This is a genomic window from Paracoccus sphaerophysae, from assembly GCF_000763805.1.
In the GTDB taxonomy this organism is placed as follows: Bacteria; Pseudomonadota; Alphaproteobacteria; order Rhodobacterales; family Rhodobacteraceae; genus Paracoccus; species Paracoccus sphaerophysae.
Map to the genome: position 1 here is coordinate 1 of NZ_JRKS01000055.1, position 18,742 is coordinate 18,742.

17 protein-coding genes and 2 pseudogenes are annotated in these 18,742 nt (G+C 63.6%); 6 read left to right on the top strand and 13 right to left on the bottom strand.

Annotation, left to right across the window (positions count from 1 at the left end; genetic code table 11):
- Positions 1–127 precede the first annotated feature (127 nt).
- The 8 genes and pseudogenes from IC63_RS13175 to IC63_RS13205 form a co-directional block, all read right to left on the bottom strand.
- Positions 128–343 (bottom strand): annotated as a pseudogene (locus IC63_RS13175) (transposase); the annotation flags it as partial.
- Between the two features lie 208 nt (positions 344–551).
- A complete protein-coding gene (locus IC63_RS13180) occupies positions 552–1,697 on the bottom strand; it encodes a cation:proton antiporter domain-containing protein (protein WP_036721014.1) in 1,146 nt (381 codons plus the stop codon).
- 107 nt (positions 1,698–1,804) lie between these two features.
- On the bottom strand, positions 1,805–2,392 hold the full coding sequence (locus IC63_RS13185) for an NADH dehydrogenase ubiquinone Fe-S protein 4 (RefSeq protein WP_036721015.1): 588 nt from the start codon (positions 2,390–2,392) through the stop codon (positions 1,805–1,807).
- 1 nt (position 2,393) lies between these two features.
- Positions 2,394–3,014, bottom strand: a complete 621-nt coding sequence (locus tag IC63_RS13190; protein ID WP_036721016.1) for a hypothetical protein — start codon at positions 3,012–3,014, stop codon at positions 2,394–2,396.
- Positions 2,995–3,210 carry a hypothetical protein gene (locus tag IC63_RS17570; RefSeq protein WP_198026323.1) on the bottom strand — a complete coding sequence of 72 codons (216 nt, stop codon included), beginning with the start codon at positions 3,208–3,210 and terminating at the stop codon, positions 2,995–2,997. The genes IC63_RS13190 and IC63_RS17570 overlap by 20 nt, the downstream gene beginning before the upstream one ends.
- A 17-nt stretch (positions 3,211–3,227) precedes the next feature.
- Entirely contained in the window at positions 3,228–3,869 is a 642-nt protein-coding gene (locus tag IC63_RS13195) for an HdeD family acid-resistance protein (RefSeq protein ID WP_036721017.1), read from the bottom strand.
- Positions 3,866–5,038 carry an RNA polymerase sigma factor gene (locus IC63_RS13200; protein ID WP_036721018.1) on the bottom strand — a complete coding sequence of 391 codons (1,173 nt, stop codon included), beginning with the start codon at positions 5,036–5,038 and terminating at the stop codon, positions 3,866–3,868. Before IC63_RS13200 ends, IC63_RS13195 begins: the two co-directional genes overlap by 4 nt.
- Before the next feature lie 77 nt (positions 5,039–5,115).
- Positions 5,116–8,010 (bottom strand): ATP-dependent Clp protease ATP-binding subunit, encoded by a 2,895-nt coding sequence (locus tag IC63_RS13205; protein ID WP_036721019.1) that lies wholly within the window; start codon positions 8,008–8,010, stop codon positions 5,116–5,118.
- 498 nt (positions 8,011–8,508) lie between these two features.
- Here IC63_RS13205 and IC63_RS18530 point away from each other — a divergent pair, with 498 nt between their 5' ends.
- The 6 genes and pseudogenes from IC63_RS18530 to IC63_RS18885 all read left to right on the top strand — a co-directional run bounded on the left by IC63_RS18530 (position 8,509) and on the right by IC63_RS18885 (position 12,481).
- On the top strand, positions 8,509–8,712 hold the full coding sequence (locus IC63_RS18530; protein ID WP_036721020.1) for a hypothetical protein: 204 nt from the start codon (positions 8,509–8,511) through the stop codon (positions 8,710–8,712).
- 172 nt (positions 8,713–8,884) lie between these two features.
- Entirely contained in the window at positions 8,885–9,283 is a 399-nt protein-coding gene (locus tag IC63_RS13215) for an Hsp20/alpha crystallin family protein (protein WP_036721021.1), read from the top strand.
- 20 nt (positions 9,284–9,303) lie between these two features.
- A complete protein-coding gene (locus IC63_RS13220; protein WP_036721022.1) occupies positions 9,304–9,795 on the top strand; it encodes an Hsp20/alpha crystallin family protein in 492 nt (163 codons plus the stop codon).
- Between the two features lie 72 nt (positions 9,796–9,867).
- Complete coding sequence (locus IC63_RS13225) at positions 9,868–10,839, top strand: YfdX family protein (RefSeq protein ID WP_036721023.1); 972 nt, start codon at positions 9,868–9,870, stop codon at positions 10,837–10,839.
- A gap of 218 nt (positions 10,840–11,057) precedes the next feature.
- Complete coding sequence (locus IC63_RS13230; RefSeq protein WP_269634760.1) at positions 11,058–11,540, top strand: phosphate-starvation-inducible PsiE family protein; 483 nt, start codon at positions 11,058–11,060, stop codon at positions 11,538–11,540.
- A gap of 176 nt (positions 11,541–11,716) precedes the next feature.
- A pseudogene (locus IC63_RS18885) lies at positions 11,717–12,481 on the top strand (zinc metalloprotease HtpX).
- Between the two features lie 463 nt (positions 12,482–12,944).
- On the opposite strand, the gene IC63_RS13240 reads toward IC63_RS18885, so the two are convergent.
- From IC63_RS13240 to IC63_RS18890, 5 genes are read right to left on the bottom strand one after another with little or no spacing between them, the layout of a single operon-like run.
- Positions 12,945–13,934 carry a hypothetical protein gene (locus IC63_RS13240; protein WP_036721024.1) on the bottom strand — a complete coding sequence of 330 codons (990 nt, stop codon included), beginning with the start codon at positions 13,932–13,934 and terminating at the stop codon, positions 12,945–12,947.
- A complete protein-coding gene (locus IC63_RS13245; protein ID WP_052042231.1) occupies positions 13,931–15,388 on the bottom strand; it encodes a class I adenylate-forming enzyme family protein in 1,458 nt (485 codons plus the stop codon). Before IC63_RS13245 ends, IC63_RS13240 begins: the two co-directional genes overlap by 4 nt.
- A complete protein-coding gene (locus IC63_RS13250) occupies positions 15,385–16,647 on the bottom strand; it encodes a type III PLP-dependent enzyme domain-containing protein (protein ID WP_036721025.1) in 1,263 nt (420 codons plus the stop codon). Before IC63_RS13250 ends, IC63_RS13245 begins: the two co-directional genes overlap by 4 nt.
- Positions 16,631–18,382, bottom strand: coding sequence for a GSCFA domain-containing protein (locus tag IC63_RS17580; RefSeq protein ID WP_198026326.1), 1,752 nt, complete (start codon positions 18,380–18,382; stop codon positions 16,631–16,633). Before IC63_RS17580 ends, IC63_RS13250 begins: the two co-directional genes overlap by 17 nt.
- A 4-nt stretch (positions 18,383–18,386) precedes the next feature.
- Positions 18,387–18,647 (bottom strand): acyl carrier protein, encoded by a 261-nt coding sequence (locus IC63_RS18890; protein WP_084115860.1) that lies wholly within the window; start codon positions 18,645–18,647, stop codon positions 18,387–18,389.
- Positions 18,648–18,742: the final 95 nt, after the last annotated feature.

Below are 18,742 nucleotides of genomic sequence, written 5' to 3' on the forward strand. Positions count from 1 at the left end.
GATCCACATCCGCATTGCTCTCATGAACCGCTTCTCCGCCCTCGGCACCGCCGAGATCGTTCGCGTCAGCTGAGTTCAGCGGGGAAAGGGGCAGCTCACGCCGCTAGCTGAGTTGCGCAACAACGCCGTCAGCCAGCAAGCGCTTCAGCCTGGCGTTCTCGTCCTCGAGTGCCTTCAGCCGCTTCGCCTCCGACACCGTCATCCCGCCATACTTCGCCTTCCAAGCGTAAAATGTGCCTTCCGACATGCCGTGCTTGCGGCACAGATCTGCGCACTTCGCGCCGGCATCATGCTCCTGAAGGATACCGATAATCTGTTCCTCGGTCCGTCGTGCCTTCTTCATCTTCGTCCGTCCTCTCGTTGGGCCGGACTCTAGTCACAGATGGAGGAAAAAGCCCGTGGCAGGTCACAGGCGCACGCCGCCGACGAGCTCGATCTGCTGCCGGATGGGTCGGCAATCGCCAAATTGCTCTCCGAAAGCGTCTTGCAGGATCAGGCGCGGGCGGGCTGTCAGTAATCTGAGAAACATAGTTATATTAATGTTGACCCCACTAAACCTTTCGCCCCGCCCATCTGACCATAACACTCCCTGCCAGCATGCTCATGCCAATCGCGAGGAGTAAGGGACCAGCGAATTCCTCCGCAACACTGCCCGATGTCGTGGAAGCCGACAGCAGCATCAGGCTGAATTCTCCTCCGTGGGCCAGGATGATCCCAGTCCGCCATGAGGTCTGAAGCGACTCGCCGAATATTCGGGCGACGACCAAAACGATCAGCGTCTTGCCCGCGACAATGATCGCGAGCCAGCTCAGCACGACTGGCCACGCATACGGGATGATCCAGAGTGGCAATTGCGTTCCGATGCCGACGAAGAATATCCCGACAAACAGATCGCGGAAAGGCCGGATCTCGTTCTCGACAGCATGGCGCGCGTCACCCTCGCCGATGATCATCCCGGCCGCGAATGCGGCGAGTGCCGGAGAAAGGCCGGCGGTGGCCGCGACAATCGCAGACCCTAATGCAATGGTGAGCGCGAGAAGCTGGGCAAGTTCCGGATCGCCACGCGACGCTACCCAACGGGCCAGCAACTGCAACGGGCCACGAGCAATGAACAGGGCTGCAACCAATGCCGTTGCACTGGCGACGACCGTTATCACGCCATACCCTTCGGCGGCTCCACTCATCGAATCGTGCAGAAGCAGAAATGCGACAGCTGCCAAGTCTTGAAACAGAAGCACCGCAATGGCCAGGCGTCCTTGGGCCGATCCCAAAGCGTGCGCGCTTGCGAGCACCTTGAGGCACATGGCCGTGGATGACATGGCAACGGCCCCGCCGATGAGGATTGCGGGGACGGGCGCGAGATCGAAGATCAGACTCGCTATCAACGATACCGATATCGTGGTGACTGCAACCTGCGCGGCTCCAAGACCGAAGACATGCTTCCTGAGCGTTACGAGCTTCTCGAACGAGAATTCCAGGCCAAGAGCGAACAGCAGGAGTACCACTCCGATCTCGCCGATGCTGCTGAGGGCAGCGTTTTCGGCAATCAGGCCGAGGCCGGCAGGTCCGATGACTATGCCGGCAAGAATGTAACCGACAATGCTGGGCACGCCGATCCGTGAACATATCGTCACGAGCACGAACGCGGCAAAGACCAACAAGGCCGCACTTTCGACAAATCCGGTCACGCCATGCATGTTCTTCTCCTGATGGCATGGCGCAGGGAAGGCCAATAGCGGCTCGCGACGCTGTCAAGGTAAGGAAACAAGCGGCAGATCATCGCTCGAGCTGACCATTGCGTTCGTTATTCTTTCCCGGCGATCGTCACGCCCGTCCAGGCTGGGGGATCGGAGGCCGGAAAGGATTCAAGACTGGCTTCGATAACCGGATCGAATTCCGCCTGTTCTCGCGACGGCAGGTCCACCGAGCCTTCCTGATCGACTGCGCGCCGGAGTCGGTGGTCCGTGCGAACCCGATCCAGGCGGGACGGTATGCGAAAGGCGTTCGGGGCGTCGGCTCCCTTGTAGAGGCGATGCCGCTCCTCTCCCCGCCAGCGGTCAGGCGCATGCCGATGAGCCACGCCCTCACGCACGAAGTCCTCGCGCACGACATATCGCCAGTCCTGCCGCTCGGCGAAGTCCACGGCGCTGTCGCGATCCGGAAACTTCAGCCGAATCGGACGATAAGGATCGTTGCTGGACGTGTATCCCATCAGCGGCTCGATCTGCGGCGGCCGGGATGGCTCGAACTCGAGGACCCAGTAGTTGGGCCGCGGCGCCGACGTCATCGCGGAACGAGCCGGCCGGTAAATGATCGCGGTCGGAACGTCCCAGGATGGCAGATCCGTTCCGGGAATTTTCGGCGGGAATGGTGGGCGATTATGGCCGCGCATATCAGTTCTCTCGGGTGTCGGTGGATACGAGAAGGTGACGTTCGAGATCGTCGAGTTTTTCCATTCGCCTCGAATTCAGGCGAACGGCGTGTTCGGTGTGCTGCGAAGGAAAGGCAGCAGCGTGCAGGACGTCCGACCGCATCGCTATCGTGAGATCGGCGACGGCATGCATCACGCCCTCTCCGTCCCCGTCCGAGAGCGTGCCGTCAGCAAAACCGGACTGCAAGCTCTCCAGTACCTGCTCGAAGCTGGACACGACCCCTGCACTCGCGACCACAGCCAGCTTGTGGCTGAGAACACGCAGTTCATCGATCAGCCTCGCATCGTGCCTTGCGGTTTCCACGATCTCTGCGACCTTCTCGATGCAGGCCATGTAAATGTCGCATTGCTGCTGGAGGACGATGACCCTTCCTTCCTTGCGAAGCTCGAGATCGGTCTGGCGGTTGAGAAGCGCCGCGGTCAGAATGATCGTCACGACAGCGCCGAGAAAGATGAGCGTCATCTCCTGCGCGAAAGGCAGCGTGTCTTTGGCAAGATACATCGAGCGAAAAAGGAAAACGATGCCGATGCCCAAGGCAGCGGCCGCAGCAGCAAATGCCAAGTCAGGCAGGCGGTTCGACATCAGCACCTCGCATTTTCGGTATCAGGGGGATGCACGGCCTTGCATCGGCGCGCGCCTCTGCGTCCGGGTGCCGCAGGAAGATCGGCGTCGGACCGCTGCCGAACGGATTGAAGCCGGTGCTCAGGCAACGGTCGAAGATCGTTTCGTCCCATCGAGTGAAATCGGGCTCCTCGCCGGCAAGTCGCCCGTCATCCACCACAGGGCACCTCACGCCTATGCCGATGGGGGAGCGTCATCGAAGGCCGCACCGTCCGAACGATCCGCCTTGCGAAGCCGTAGCCCGAGGAGGATCATCATCACCCCGAAGACCGCGGCGTAGAAGCCGATCAGCCAGCCGAGCGCGAGGAAGCTTTCGACCGGGCGCGTCAGCAGCATCCAGGTCACGACGACACCGAGAACGACAGAGAGAAGGCCGCTCAGGATCAGCCAGATCTCGCCCTCGATTTCCTTGCGCAGGCGGATTGCTGCCGCGATCTCGAAGGCACCCGAGAACACGGACCAGAATGCGATGCTGGCCCAGAGGAATGTCGCAAGCACAAGCGTCGCCACGAACGGCGAGAAGACCACGACGACCCCCGTGGCGATCCCCAGAATGCCGCTGAACATCAGCCAGCCCCAGCGATCGCCCCCGCGGATGTTGCGGACGGCGGCGACGAGGCCGAACACGCCATCGGCGAAGGCGAAAGCGCCGAAGACCAGCGTCAGAGCAAGCAGCGACTCCGCAGGCATGAGGAAGGCGAGAACCGCGATCACCAGCGCCAGGACACCGCGCAGCACGAACAGCCCCCAGTTCCCGGACAGGCTGCACAGCATGTCCTGCATCGTGTCGGATTGGTTTGCAGAGGTTGTCGTCATTGGTCCATCTCCTGTTCAGGTTTCAACTCAGTAGTGCCGATTGTCTCCGCGCCGGCCAGGGCGGCCGCCACGCGGCGGCGGTCCTCGAACGGTTGAGGCAGACACTGAGTCCGGGCAATTTCCCTTTCCACGGGCGCGCGCCCCGATGCCTCGCCGATCAACCCGGCTTCGACCAGCGTGCCGCGCAGTGTCTCCGCCGCGTTCTCTGCAATCTTCAACACTTCCGCCTCAGTGAGACCCAGGAGGTGCGCCGTCTCCGCGATCGTGGCGCCTTCCAGGTACATCCGATACAGGACGCGGCGCTCGACCGGAGCAAGATCTGCGATAGCCCGGTGCAGTGCCATGGCGATATCATGACGATCCACTTCGGTCTCGGGGTCTGTGCCGCCGTCGTCGGCGATGAGGTCCTCCAGCATCAGCGCGTCGTCGGGCTGGTAGAACTCGAACATCGCCTGATCCGCCTCGGTCGGATCCTCCGCCGGGGCCTCGGGTTCCGCCTCGATGGAGGCGGCATCCTCGGGCACGGCGCGGCGCGCAGCCTGCGCCTCGGCCTCGACGGTCTCGAAGGCCAGCTGCGTCAGCCAGTCCCGGACGGAGAATTCGGTCGGCCGCCGCTCGAAGCGGTTGAGCCCGTTGAGGATCGTCGCATCGACGATATCGCCAACGCTCAGGTAGCCAGCCGGCACAGACCCGCTGCATTCGAGATAGGTCAACTCGCGCCTGACGGTATCGTAGACCGTATCAAGATGATCCTCGATCAGGTCAAAGAAGAGCTGGCGCCGGTCCGCTTCCGCCGCATCCCGCGCGGGCGGCAGCGGGGCGCCGATCCGGCGCCGGCGGGCGGGACGCTTGTATTCAGGCTCGTGCTTGAGGCGCGCCACATGCCGATCGACCTGGTGGCGCAGGTCGGCAAAGGCCTTGCGCAGGACAGGCTCGATCTCGAATCCATCTTCCCGCGCCGCGATCACGCCCGACGGCAGTTGCAGGCGCAGGCTGACATGGATGCGCGTCTTGCCCCTCGTCTGCGAGGCAACGACTTCGAGCCGGACCAGATCCTCGCGAAAGCGCGCAAGGTGCGGTTCAAGTTGCCGCACCTCTTCCTCGATGACCTCAGGCGCGCGCTGTTGGCCGTGCCGGTCGAGATTGCGGAATGATCTAATCACGTTCATGCCGTGGACCTTCCTATAACTCTCCGAAGAGATGGTCCGGCGCGACCGATATCGCGCCGGGCCAGTCTTTTGCGCTGTCACTCGGCGGACTTGTCGTCCTTGGACTGCACCTCATCCCCAACGCTGGGCTTCGGAACGTCCGTCTTGTCTTCGGCAACTTCGCTGGGCTCCTCGATCCCGGCCTTGGCCTGATCGTCCTGGCTGTCGTCACTGGTGTCCTTTACGATCTTTTCGAACACGACCCTCTGTTCGTCCGCTGACCAGGCGACGCGGACCTTGTCACCATCCTCGATCCGCCCCGAGAGCAGTTCGCGGGCCAACTCGGTCTCCAGCTCCGACCGGATCAGCCGGCGCAGCTCGCGGGCGCCGAATTCAGGGCGGAAGCCGACCGCGGCGAAGTGATCCACGACGCTCACATCGAGTTCGAGTTCGACGCCCTGGGTAAGGGCGGTCCGCTTCACCCGGTTGAGCTGCAACTCGACGATCTGGCGGATCTCCGACTGATTCAGCGAATGGAAGACGATGATCTCGTCGATCCGGTTGATGAACTCTGGCCGGAAATGACCGCGCAACACCTCCATCAGTTCGGATTTCTGCTTGGCCTCGTCGAACTCACTGCTGCCGCGTTTCGTGAGGTTGCGCTGGATGATGTCCGAACCGAGGTTCGATGTGGCGATGATGATGGTGTTGGTGAAGTCCACCACGCGGCCCTTGCCATCTGTCAGGCGGCCATCGTCGAACACCTGAAGCAGGATGTTGTAGACATCGGGATGCGCCTTTTCGATCTCGTCGAGGAGCACCACCGAATAGGGCCGGCGGCGGACCTTTTCGGTCAGCTGCCCCCCCTCGTCATAGCCGACATAGCCCGGAGGAGCGCCGACGAGCCGTGCCACTGCGTGACGCTCTCCATACTCCGACATGTCGATACGGATCAGCGCATCCTGGTCGCCGAAGATCACCTCCGCGAGCGTCTTGGCCAGTTCCGTCTTGCCAACCCCGGTCGGCCCGAGGAACAGGAAGGTCGCGGTCGGACCGGAACCTTCGCGCAGACCCGCACGCGCCAGACGCACCGCATCGGCCACGGCGCGGATCGCTTCTTCCTGGCCGATGACGCGCTCGTGCAGCTTCTCCTCGAGCTTGAGGAGCTTGTCCTTCTCCTCGGTGGTCAGCTCCGTGACCGGAACGCCGGTGATCTTGGAGACGATCTGCGCGACGTGATCGGCGCGCACCTCGGCGGTCGCCGAAGCCTGGTCGCGCTTCCAGATTTCCAGAAGCTCGTCCAGTTCCTTCTGCTTCTGCTCGAGTTCCTTCTTCAGTTCCGCTGCCCGGTCGAATTGCTTGCGGGCGGCGGCATAGTCCTGTTCGCGCTTGATCTGCGCGACCTCGGCTTCCAGCTCCTGGACGTCCACGGGGCGCGCAGTGGCCGAGATCTTCACCCGCGCCGCGGCCTGGTCGATCAGGTCGATCGCCTTGTCGGGCATGAAGCGACCGGTGATATAGCGATCCGAAAGCTCCGCGGCGGCGATGATCGCCTCGTCGGTGATCGTCACCTTGTGGTGGCTTTCGAGCGTGTCGCGCAGCCCGCGCAGAATCATGATGGTCTGTGCGACCGTGGGCTCGTCCACATAAACCGGCTGGAACCGTCGCTCGAGCGCCGCGTCCTTCTCGATGTATTTCTGGTACTCGTTGAGCGTCGTCGCGCCGATCAGGTTCAGCTCGCCCCGCGCCAGCGCCGGCTTGAAGGTGTTGGCGATGTCGAGACCACCTTCGCCACCGCCCTGGCCGGCGCCGACGATGGTGTGCATCTCGTCGATGAACAGGATCAGGCTGTCCTTCTCCTCGGTGATCTCCTTGAGGATCTTCTGGACTCGCTCCTCGAACTCGCCGCGATACTTCGACCCGGCCACCATCGAGTTGATGTTGAGCTCGACCAGCCGCTTGTCGCGCAGTGCCTCGGGCACTTCGCCCGCGACGATCCGTTGTGCAAGTCCCTCGACGATGGCGGTCTTGCCCACGCCGGGCTCGCCGATCAGCACCGGGTTGTTCTTTTTCCGGCGGGCCAGCACTTCGATCGTCGTCTCGATCTCGCGGGCGCGGCCGATGACGGGATCGAGCTTGCCCTCGCGGGCGAGCTTTGTCAGGTCACGGCTGAACTGGTCAAGATCGGGCGTGCTGGAAGGCGCCTCCACGCGGCCTTCCTCGGCACCCTTGCCGACCACCTTCGTCACCTGCTGACGCAGCGCCTGCGGCGTCAACCCCAGCTTGCGCAGCATCGCCGCCGCGAGGCCTTCGCCCTCTTCGGCAAGGCCGATCAGCAGGTGCTCGGGACCGACATAGGAATGGCCGAGTTCGTTCGAGGCGATGAAGGCCCGGTTCAGCGCGTCCTTCAGGCGAGGACTGACGCCGATCTCGCCTTCCGTCTTGGCGTCTCCACGCTTTGCTTCATTCTCGATCTGGCGCCGCAGATCGTCCACATCGACCTTGAACTGCTCCAGGATCGTCTTGACGACGTCAGACGCGGTCAATGCCAGAAGCAGATGTTCGGTATCGACCTCGCTGCGCCCGAATTCCCCGGCCTTCTGTGCTGCATCCTGCAGCAGCTTGTTGCCCTGTTCGCTCAGCCGGTCGGCGATGGTGCGTCCACCGCCGCGCCGCGATCCACGCCGCGGCGCGCCCTCGCCGAAAGTGGCGTCCACGACAGCGTCATCGCCGTCACCCATGGGGCCGGGCGTGCCGCCTCGCAGCGGACTGTCACCAAAGAGGCTGCCGAAACCGCTCTCGCCGAAGAATTCGTCAAGAAGAGAACGCCGTCCGAACAGGGACTCCAGCGGCGAGGCGCTGCGCCCCGACCGGCGGGCCATTTCGCTGTAATGCTGGTCGCAAAGCTCCATGTTCTGAACCCTGCCGTTCACCGAGGCGCGCACGCGCGCCGTCGCCGGGCGACCGCAAATATCGCAAGCTCCGTTTGCCATTCGTCTTCTCCGTTTTCATTATCCAGTCAGGGTTGTTCGCCGATCGTCTGCGCCAGTGACAGTGTCACGCAGCGCCCGCTTCCGCTCTTTCACCTTGGACCCAATTGCCACAAGATCGGGCTCGTCCAGTGTCTCTCGTTGCAGGAGATCCTGCGCCGATTGTTCGAGAAGATCCAGTCTTCCTTTCCATACCGACTTGCTCCCTCTAGCGTGAGAGCTGCGCACCTATGCGTTCGAGAAGTGCGAGAAGAACACGCCTCCCGTCGACTGATAGGTCGGTCAGATGTCTTCCTTCAGCGCGCTCGTAGGTCTGGTTCTCGCAAGATTTTTTTGCGTCTTTCTCGTCGGCACAACGGTCTGCGACCGCCGATCATTCGGTGACGGCGACCGCTCAACCCAGCCCCCGCGCCATGCGGTCCACGAGTTGCCCGGCTGTCGCACTGCCGACTTCCAGCCGCGCCGTGAGGTCGCCGATCGCGAGGCCGGGGAATCGTCCACATGGGCGGCTGCCATCCACGACAGTCGCGTCTGACCGGGGTCACGGCCTTCATCGTCGATCCGCGGCTGGATGTGCTGGGCGACCGGATGGATCGTCGCGCCGATCAACGAATCGTCAGATGCAATCATCATTTGACCTCCAAGGGTCTGTCGGTCGTCGCGACGCTCCATCACACGCCGCTGGAGGCTGAAATGCTGGCATGAATTATGCCTGCGTGGTATCATTGTGGCCGTAGAACTGAAACGGTTTCATGATCAATATCTCTTGCCATGGCGCTCGATCCGCGAACGGCATACTGTGGATCGTCATCTTCCGGCCTGAGGGGGAAAAGCCGAAGAGAATTCAGATCAGGGCAGCCTGAGAGGAGCTTGAACGATGAGCACCGACATCACGCCAGCCACCGAAAAGACGCCGACCCACGCGCCTGAAACCGCCGGCGGCGGCCGCATCTACCGCCCGCTGACCGATATCTTCGAGACCGATCAGTGTTTCTCCATGATGGTCGAAATGCCTGTCGTGGCCGCCGCTGCGGTCGAAATCACGTTTGAAAACCGCGTGCTGACGATCCGCGGCAAGGATGAGCCGATGCGGCCGGAAAACCTGGAATTTGCCTATGCCGAATATGGCGAGGCTGATTTCGAGAGGGCCTTCACGCTTTGGGAGGATTTCGACCCCGACAGGATCGACGCCGAGATGCGTGGAGGCCTCGTCACTCTGACGCTTCGCCGAGCCCCTGAGGCGCAGCCGGAAAGGATCGCTCTCAAGGGCGCCTGAAAACCGAAGGAGACCATATCATGCAGATCAAGGACCTGATCCCCTGGGCGCGTAAGGACGGCGCGCCAGATGCCAAGAGCAGCGAAGACAACCCGATCGCGACGCTCCAGCGCGAAATGAACCATGTGTTCGAGAACTTCTGGAACCGGGTCGGTCAGTTCGAATGGCCTTGGGGCAGCGGCGAGGCGAAATCCGACGTGGTCGAGACCGACAACGCGATCGAAGTGTCGATCGAGCTGCCGGGCATGGAGATGAAGGACATCGAGGTGACGGTCAACGATGACATGTTGACTGTGAAGGGGGAGAAGAAGATCGAGCGCCAGGAGGAGAAGAAGGGATACTACCTCTCCGAGCGCAGCTACGGCGCGATCTACCGGACAATTCCACTCCCGCCCGGTGTGGATGGCGAAAAGGCGCAAGCATCCTTCAAGAACGGGGTTCTGACGATCAAGTTGCCGCAAACGCCCGAAGCCCAAGCCAAGGTCAGGAAAATCGCGGTCAAGGAGGCCTGAGCCGGGCATTGATCGTGCCAACTCTGCGGCGAAACCGCCGTAGAACCAATCACAGCCGAAAGGAACAGACTGATGAAACTCAGGAATCTTTACGCGGGAACAGCTTTGGCCCTACTGATTGTCAGCGCCGGCCCTTCCTGGTCTCAGGATACGGCTCAGGCGGAAGCTGAAGCGCAGGCGGTCAACCGGGAGCAGGTCGAAGAGAGCGTGACCGCCGAAACCGATTCACAGTTCGCCGATAAACGCACCGCCCTGATCCAGGAGGCGGTCGACGCGCTCGATCAAACGATGGCTGCGATCGCCGCGATCGAGAAGGGCGATAAAGATGCGGCGATTGCTGCGCTCGCGTTGGCCACGGGGAAGCTCGAAACCGTCGTCGCGCGTGAACCGGATCTCGCTTTGGCGCCCGTGTCGGTCAGTCATTTCACCTATGACGTTCTGGGCAGCGTCGAAGCCGTCCGAGTACTCGGCAAACAGATCAAGGACTTGGTCGACGATGGGAAGTTCCAGGAAGCGAGACCGCTGCTGAGCGAGTTCGCGTCCGAGGTTGTCATCCGGACAACCAGCCTGCCGCTTGCGACCTATCCCGACGCGATCCTCGCAGCGACGGCACTGCTTGATGACGGAAAGACCGACGAAGCGATGACGGTACTCAACGCCGCACTGAGCACCCAGGTGGTGACCGACACAGTGGTCGCCCTGCCTCCGCTCAGAGCCGTAGCGATGATCGAGAAGGCCAAAGCTCTGCTCAATGACGACGGTGAGGCGGCAAACGACAAGGCCGCTACTGAAGATAAAGCCGCTACTGAAGATAAAGCCGCTACTGAAGATGCCGATCTGACGGCCGCCGACTATGTTGAGGCGGCACGCCAGGAACTCAAAATCGCCGAAGCGCTCGGCTACGGCCGCGAAAGCGATTTCGAGGATCTGCATGAGGCGCTGGATGAGTTGGACAGTCAGATTGAGGCGCAGGAGGATACCGGAGGGATCTTCGAAACGATTGCGACCCGGTTCGAGGAACTTCGAACGCGCATCTTCAACTAAAAGAGAACCTCTAATGGAGCCCCGCCGCAAACGAGACCAGCGGCGGGGCTCTTTCGCAGGAAGACTGAGGAACGATCGATAGTCTGGGCCCAGAGTTTCGGTTCTCGACACATAACAATTGGTTCCTGGCTCCATCGCAGGTAAAGAATTCCCGAATGATCCCGGTCTGCGGCGAAGCCAGGGAGAGCTTGTCTATTCGGGGGGAACTTCGAGGGGTAATGATGAAAGACCTGAAACCATCCGGGCTGACCCGTGAACAATGGTCGGCGATGACGCTCTACGAGAAGTTCGAACAAGTTGTCATCCTCGTCCTCAGCGTCATCATTGCGGCGATCGTCGTCGCGTCGGTCTGGGCGCTGATGCGCGAAGTCGTGAACCGCTTGCTTCTGGGGGCATTCGATACGCTCGACTACGCCACTTTCCAGGTGGTGTTCGGCATGATCTTCACCGTGGTGATCGCGCTCGAGTTCAAGCGCTCCCTTCTTGTTGCGACCGAACGCAGCTTCGGGATCCTCCAGGTCCGCACGATCGTGCTGATCGCGCTCCTCGCCATCGCGCGCAAATTCATCATCCTGGACCTCGGCGAGACGGAAGCATCCAAGATTGCAGCACTCGCGGGCGCGGCGCTTGCGCTCGGCGCTGTCCACTGGCTGGTGCGCGATCAGGACCGGCGCGAACTCGAAGGCCACGAGACGCGATGACCGCGGCTTCCGCCAGCCACCGCCTGCTCAATTTCGTGCAATCGGCGCTGCTGCTCGGGCTCATGGCCGCGATCGCCTGGGTTTCGGTCACCGTGATCCTGGGGCCCGGAACGGGGCTGCTCGTCGCGCTCGGCATGGTCGCCGGCCTGTTTCTGGCCCCCGACCTGTCCCGACGAATGCTGCTGTCGGCCTATCGCGCCCAGCGTCTGAGGGGGCGCGAGGCCCCCGGTCTCATCGCAGCACTTACCGAGCTCGCGCGCCGCGCCGGCCTGACGCGCACCCCGGCGCTTTATCGCGTCCCGAGCCGGCTGCCGAACGCCTTTGCCATGGGCAGCCCCGAGGACAGCACGATCTGCGTCACCGACGGGCTGCTCGAGATCCTCGACGGCCGCGAACTTGCCAGCGTCCTCGCGCACGAGATCGGCCACATCGCCCATCGCGACCTCTGGATCATGGGGCTCGCAGATGTGATGTCGCGGCTGGTGTAGCTGGCAAGCTGGATGGGACAGTTGCTTGTGCTGGTGAACCTGCCGCTCGTGATGGCGGGCATGGTCCATGTGCCCTGGTCGGTCGTGGTGCTCCTGATCTTCGCGCCCACGCTGATGGCGCTGATCCAGCTCGGGCTGTCGCGCACCCGCGAATACGATGCAGACCGGGTGGCGGGGGACGTGACCGGCGACCCCGAGGGGTTGATCGGCGCGCTCGGCAAGCTCGAGCGCCGCGTCGGCCGGTTCTGGGAGGACATCTTCCTGCCCGGCAGACGCATCCCCGAACCCTCTCTGCTGCGGACGCATCCGCCGGTAGAAAGCCGGATCGCGAGGCTCCGCGCGCTGGCCCCCAGCCGAACGCTTTCCGGCCCGCCGATGGCCGGGCACGCGATGCCCGCACTGACGTCGCCACAGGCTCAACCGCGGTTCAGGTCCTTCGGATTTTATTGGTAAGGCAGCCGGACGGCTGACGGAAACGCACGTAAGTCATTGCGTTGTAAAGTAAATCAGTGGAGAAGGCTGTCTTTCAGACCCATCCCCTCCGCCACACGCTTTATGACTATTTGTCTGCGACCAACGCCGATCTCTCTTCGTGGGCAATTGGCAACACGCGCCCCGACGCTGATCTGCCACTCAGGCCCGGCCGCCGACACGCCGAATGAACTTCGCGCTCAAGACCTGATCTGCGCGCCCGATCATCCCACAGACGCGGGCGGTTCGCACCGGCCGACTTGATCGTTGCGCGCTGAAGGGAGGCAACCGTCGTCCCGCGGGGTATGCCATGTTGGCGCCGCGAGATGCTCTGCGGAAAATCCTCTGTTCTCCGTGGTCGGGAAACCTCGCTGCTGCGCCGTCGGCTCGCGGCCAATCCGCCAGCCTGGTGGCTGCCCCGGCTTCGTCACCGCCGCCAGTCTTCCTATTTCACGTCCCCTGCATAGCCCCGGATCGGCCCGGGCGCATCGACCGACCAGACCGTCAGCAGCATCCGCCGCGACGTCTGGACGAGACCGGCGGCCGCCCGAATCTCGGGCGCAAGGCCCGTAGCGTTTTCGACGACGACCCCCCGGCAGGCCAGTGCGGACGCGCGGTCCAGAGCCGCCCGCATCAGCGTGTTGACGGCGACCGGGTCATCCCCGATCAGCCTGTCGCACACCAGCACGCGTGTATCGCCGTCGCTGCGTCGCGCGGTCATGACATAGGCCGCCAGCCCCGCCACAAGATCGCCGCCACGCAGGGCCGCAAGGGCAACGGGTTGGGCTGAGCCCGAGACATGGTGCCAAAGCGTGTGCGGGTCGGGCGTCCAGGCCAGAACATCCGGCGGCGCCGCGGCCGACAGCCGGACCAGAGCCGGCATATCCGCCTTGCACAGCGGCCGCAGCTCGCACGGCTCCGCCCCCGGCTGCCCAGCCCACGCCGCGAGACGCCGCAGGTTGACCAGATGCTGGGCGAACTCCTGTTCGACGAAGCTGTGGCCCAGGGCCTCCGCCTCGGTCCGCCTGCGGCGCACGAGTGGCTTGCCGGCTTCATAGAACGAGATCAGCAGCGAATCCGGGAACCGTTCGAGGCATCGAGGGCGCCCCGCGCCCTTTAGGACCGCCAGTCGATCCGCCAGTCCCAGGTCGTGACGAACGGTCAGATGGGTCGAGATATACGCAGGAACCGGCCGGCCCAGGATGCACTGGCGAAACAGGAAGGCGCGGAACCCGACCAGCCGTCCGCCGGTCGCGCGATAGCCGATCAGCAGGTGCCGGTCTTGCATCGGCCCGCCATACAGCCATTCCAGGTAATCGTCCGTAAAGACCGGTGAGCCCGCATCGCCATAGGTCGCGGCCCAGATCTCGTCGAGCAGCCCGCGGATTTCCGGGATGTCGGAAACGGTCAGGGTCGTTTCCCGAGGGAGCGTCACGCGCCGGCTTCCTCGGCGCGCTGGATCGCCTGATAGTCGATCTTGCCGCTGGGGGTTTGCGGCAGCGTCTCGGGGAAGCGCCAGTCGCGGGGCTGCATGTATTTGTTCAGCGCCCCCCGCGCGTAGGCTTTCAGCGCCGCGGGCGTGGCGCCGTCCTTCAGCTCGGCCAGCGCCACGATGCGCGTGCCAAAGACCTTGTGCGGCACGCCCACCGCCGCCACCCTGCGCACCAGCCCGGACGCCACCAGCCGCTTTTCGACGTCATCGAGGCTGAGCCGCACATCCATCGACTTGATCATCCGGTCGCGCCGTCCGACCAGCGTGAGGAACCCCTCCGCGTCCATCCGCCCCAGGTCGCCGGTGAAGACGCCCTGCTGGGGGACGCCGTCGAGTTCGATCTCGCGCAGGGTGCGGGCGGTGCGTTCGGGGTCGCCGACATAGCCGAGGAACGCGCCGGCACCCAGATGGACGATCTCGCCCACCTCGCCCGGGGGCAGGGGGCGTCCCGTCTCGTCAACGATGGCCAGCCGCGCGCCCTCGACGGCCCGCCCGACGCTAGCCTCGCGGCCCGGCCTGTCGGCGGGCAGCAGGCAGGCGCTGCGATAGGTCTCGGTCAGGCCGTAATTGGCATAGACCTGCGCGTTCGGAAACAGCGTGCCCACGTCACGGACCAACTCGGGCGGCAGGTGCGATCCGGTGCTGGTCAGCTTGCGGACATGGGCCAGGTCGGCGGTGCGGATGTCCGACACGCCATAGGCCATCCCCGCGAACACCGACGGCGTCCCGGCGATCACCGTCGGGCGGTGGCGGACCATCGCGGCCACCATCGGCTGCACGCCCTCGGTTTCCGGCAGGACCAGCGGCAGGCCCAGCACCAGGCAGGACAGTAGCTGGCCCCACCCGTAATCATGGCTCCACGGGACCGGGCAGAGGATGGTTTCCGCGCCATAGCCCAGGGTGCGGGCGATGCGCTCTGCGCCAGACACGAGATTGGCGCCCGACTGCATCACCCCCTTGGGCGCTCCGGTGGACCCCGAGGTGAAGACGGCCGAGGCGACCGCCTCGGGCGGTGCGGGCGTGCCGGGCACGGGCGCGCCGGCGTCGGCCAGCAGCGCGGTCGCGGCGTCCGGGTCGCGCGTTGGGTCATGCACCGCCCTGGCGCCGGTTCGGACGCGGGCTACCTCGACATGATCGGCCGGCGCGTGATGCGAGACGAAGACCGGATAGCCGCCGCGCAGCCAGGCGGCCAGCACCAGCGCCGCCACCTCGGCCCCGTTCTGCGCGCTGAGGATCACCGCGTCCCCCGCGCCGACGCCGCGCCGCGCCAGCGTCGCCGTCAGCGCCCCGGCCCGCGCCAGCAGCGCAGCGCGGGTGGCGATGGCCTCGCCCTGCAGGATCGCGGGCGCGTCGGGCGCGGCGGCGGCCAACGCCTGGAACCGGGCCAGCGGCGTCATGGCAGCACGTGGTTCATGGCGGTCTCGCTGACATCCCGCAGCGAGTCGCCGTCCAGCATCAGCTCGACCGGGTCGGGGTGGCTGATGAAGCGCGTGGGGCTCGCCGTCAGCCCGTAGGCGCCCGACAGCATCACCGCCAGTCGGTCGCCTCGGGCCACCCGCGGCAGCGGCAGCGGCCCGGCCAGCGCGTCGATCGAGGTGCAGAGCGGGCCGGTCAGCCGGACCTCCTCGGGCGGGCGGGCGGCGCCGGTCAGGTTGGCGATCGGGTAGTCCTTGCGGAACACCGACCCCATCATCCCGCAGGCCGCGAGGTGGTTGTTGAACCCGGCGTCGCAGACCGCGATGCGCTGGCCGCGGCTGTCCTTGACGGCCAGCACCTCGGTCACCAGCGCCCCGGCCGGCCCCGACAGCCAGCGGCCCAGTTCCAGCACGAAGGCGGCGCCGGCCAGTCCCGGCAGGGCGCGCAGCCCGGCCACCAGCGGCGCGATGCCGGCCCGCACGGCCGCCACGTCCAGATCCGCCTGCCCGGCGTGATACGGCAGCCCGAAGCCCGCGCCGAAGATCAGCTTGTCAAGCACCCGCGTCCCGTCCCGCGACAATTCGCGGAACAGCCGCGCCATGTTGGCGAAATTCTCGACGATGGCATCGGCGCTCAGGCAGTTCGAGCCGGTATAGACGTGAAACCCCGCCAGCCGTAGCGCCGGCTGCGCATCGACATGCGCCACCGCCTCAGGCACCGCCGCCTCGTCGATCCCGAACTGCGAGGGCTTGCCGGACATCGAGGCGCCAAAGCCGCGCGGCACGTGGTCGGGGTTGATGCGGATCAGCACGTCCTGCACGACGCCGTGCTCGGCGGACAGGCGCGCGATGTCGTCGATCTCGTCCAGCCCCTCGGCGACCAGCGCGACGCCGCGGGCGCGCCCCGGCGCGGCCAGCGCCCGAAGCTCGGCCAGCCGCTTGCCGGGCCCCGACCAGGTGATCGCGCGCGGGGCGCCGCCGGCCTCGAGCGCGCGGATGACCTCGGCCCAGGACGAGGCGTCCAGATGGTCGGCCTCGGCCGCCATGATCCGCAGCACGGCCGGGTTCGGGTTCGACTTGATCGCATACGAGATGCGGAAGAGATCGCCGAACAGCCCCCTCAGCACCGCCACCCGCCCGCGCAGCACGGCGGCGTCATAGACATAGGCCGGGGTAAAGGAGAGCGCAGGCGATTGAGTCGACCGACCGAAAGCAGGTAGTGCATTACTTTCCACTAGCACGCTCGAGCCTGATCCGCGCTTTCTTTTTCCCGGTTTTTAATTGCTGGGTAGCCGAGTCGAACGATGCTGAATCTCTCGGCGTTGAACTGTAACGGTTTAGGCCGGCCTCCATGCGCTCGAGTTGCTCGAGCGAACCAATCCGCGCAGCGACGAACGAAACCTGTTGCAGGACCCTCGTATCTGGGAGGTGATCCGATTGAAGTAGATCGATGAACCATTCAACTACGCCTGCTTCGTTAGAAGCATCTCGCATAGATCTCGCCATAGCCGTGTCAAGGCGATACCGAAGTTCTTCAGCGATTTCGGCCCGATAGGCCACAACCTGATCCAGTGCGGCCTTCGCGTCATCGAATAGGTTGTTGCGCCTCAGAGCGTGCCATTGTGCAAGGGCCTTTGACACGGATTTATCGGCGGCGCTTTGACTGGATCGGGACTTCACCACATCGGCGCTGTCAAAGCCATATTTTTTGGCCATTGCATTCAGTCGTTCCATCAGTTCTGGTGATCTCGACCCGCGCGCCGCCGTACAGTATTGCCAATCCCGATTCGGCACGGCGCTGTTTCCAGATTCGAGAAGGAAAAGTGAAAACTCGGCCAATTCTTCGTGACCACCCGTTTTCAGAAGTGCGCGCTGGTATAACTGGCAAAAATCCGCGTCGGCGGTTGAATCCGTCTCCAGAAACGCACGACACTCGCGAACAGCCTCCTCCGCCAGGTCGCATGCAAGTGCAACCTGAGCTCTGGCACGCGCCGCAAGCATGCGTGCGCCTTCCTCGTCCCCTGTCCCCGTGTCGATCAGAAGCGCCGAGACGATGCGATCGGCAAGATTTTGCGTTGCGTGGCTGGGACTGCGTTCAAGATAGGTGTGGACATTGTCGCCAAGTAGAGCCGCATCCAGAGCCGGTAAGTAAGTTGTGCAAGGGAGGTCCTGACAAACCTCCTCGATTGCAGCGCGCTGGATTGAGCGCCCGCGAACCTGATCGACCAACGCGTCGTCACCACTCAATGACAAAATCTCCCATCCGGGCGAGACAGCGAGGAAGAAAGAAGGTTTTGCGAGGGAGTTGTTTTGAATTGTTGTGACTGCTTCCCTTAACCGATCAGCGCAGGCCGCAACGTCGAACTCGTGCAAAAGGAAGCGGCCGGGATGGGCGGCTGACAACGCAGAAGGCGGCATTCCATTTATATAGGTCTCATGCTCACTGTCGAACCATTGCCGCGTACCGCCCGCGAGGATGATGAGCGCATCCGCGGTCAGAGCAGGGCGAAAGCTTTCTCGATATATCTTTCGAAATTGTTTAGCCTGCTTTTCGGAGTGGGCAAACGACCAGTGCAACTGCAGGTCGACAACCTCATTGCCAAGTGGAACCAACGGCGCATCTGGTGAGGCGGAGTGAATTCCTGCGCACCATTTAATTTCGTTCAACGCAACGTCAACATTCGCAGTGTTGTACCTGTTGAATTGTTCTTCTAGAGATCCCGGCATTCCCAACCCAGTCCGACTCGACAACACCCGGCGTCCGGCGCATTCCAACGCCCACTCAACTGAACGGGCGAAACACGAGCCAATGACAAAAAAGGATGCTGTTTTCGGAAGGGCTTCACGACAGTTTAGCCGCGGCCTTGGAACTGGAAATAAGCGCTCTCGTCCCTTTCTGGACGTGGGATAGCTTCGCAAAGCGTTTCCAGCGATTCGCCGGCTGACCTCGTCGAAGGACGAAACCTTGATCGCCACGGCGTCAGCCTCCTGCAGTCTGGCGGTCCACAAAGGCGAGAATCCGCGAGAGCGAATCGAAATTCTCGAGCGTCACGTCGCTCATTTCGATCTGGATGCCCTTCTGTTCCTCGATGACGGCGAGCACCGATGACATCGTGAAGCTGTCGATGAAACCCTCGGAAAACAGCAGCGTATCGTCCCCGATCTCGGCGCGGTCGATGCCGGCATCCTCGCTGATGAAGGCGATCAGGGGCGTTGTTGCAGAAGTCCGCCCGCGGAGGATTCACGGCGGGAATCCAGTCGGTTAGGCTGGGGGCATGAGCAAGCCTTCTCCCGCCCGCTACCGCACGACGAACTGGTCCAGCTACAACGACGCCC

What these genes read in the sequence shown, in the direction of transcription:
- IC63_RS13180 (WP_036721014.1), bottom strand. Translation starts at nt 1,697, where the DNA reads ATGCATGGCGTGACCGGATTTGTCGAAAGTGCGGCCTTGTTGGTCTTT.
- IC63_RS13185 (WP_036721015.1), bottom strand. Translation starts at nt 2,392, where the DNA reads ATGCGCGGCCATAATCGCCCACCATTCCCGCCGAAAATTCCCGGAACG.
- IC63_RS13190 (WP_036721016.1), bottom strand. Translation starts at nt 3,014, where the DNA reads ATGTCGAACCGCCTGCCTGACTTGGCATTTGCTGCTGCGGCCGCTGCC.
- IC63_RS13195 (WP_036721017.1), bottom strand. Translation starts at nt 3,869, where the DNA reads ATGACGACAACCTCTGCAAACCAATCCGACACGATGCAGGACATGCTG.
- IC63_RS13200 (WP_036721018.1), bottom strand. Translation starts at nt 5,038, where the DNA reads ATGAACGTGATTAGATCATTCCGCAATCTCGACCGGCACGGCCAACAG.
- IC63_RS13205 (WP_036721019.1), bottom strand. Translation starts at nt 8,010, where the DNA reads ATGGCAAACGGAGCTTGCGATATTTGCGGTCGCCCGGCGACGGCGCGC.
- IC63_RS18530 (WP_036721020.1), top strand. Translation starts at nt 8,509, where the DNA reads ATGGGCGGCTGCCATCCACGACAGTCGCGTCTGACCGGGGTCACGGCC.
- IC63_RS13215 (WP_036721021.1), top strand. Translation starts at nt 8,885, where the DNA reads ATGAGCACCGACATCACGCCAGCCACCGAAAAGACGCCGACCCACGCG.
- IC63_RS13220 (WP_036721022.1), top strand. Translation starts at nt 9,304, where the DNA reads ATGCAGATCAAGGACCTGATCCCCTGGGCGCGTAAGGACGGCGCGCCA.
- IC63_RS13225 (WP_036721023.1), top strand. Translation starts at nt 9,868, where the DNA reads ATGAAACTCAGGAATCTTTACGCGGGAACAGCTTTGGCCCTACTGATT.
- IC63_RS13230 (WP_269634760.1), top strand. Translation starts at nt 11,058, where the DNA reads ATGATGAAAGACCTGAAACCATCCGGGCTGACCCGTGAACAATGGTCG.
- IC63_RS13245 (WP_052042231.1), bottom strand. Translation starts at nt 15,388, where the DNA reads ATGACGCCGCTGGCCCGGTTCCAGGCGTTGGCCGCCGCCGCGCCCGAC.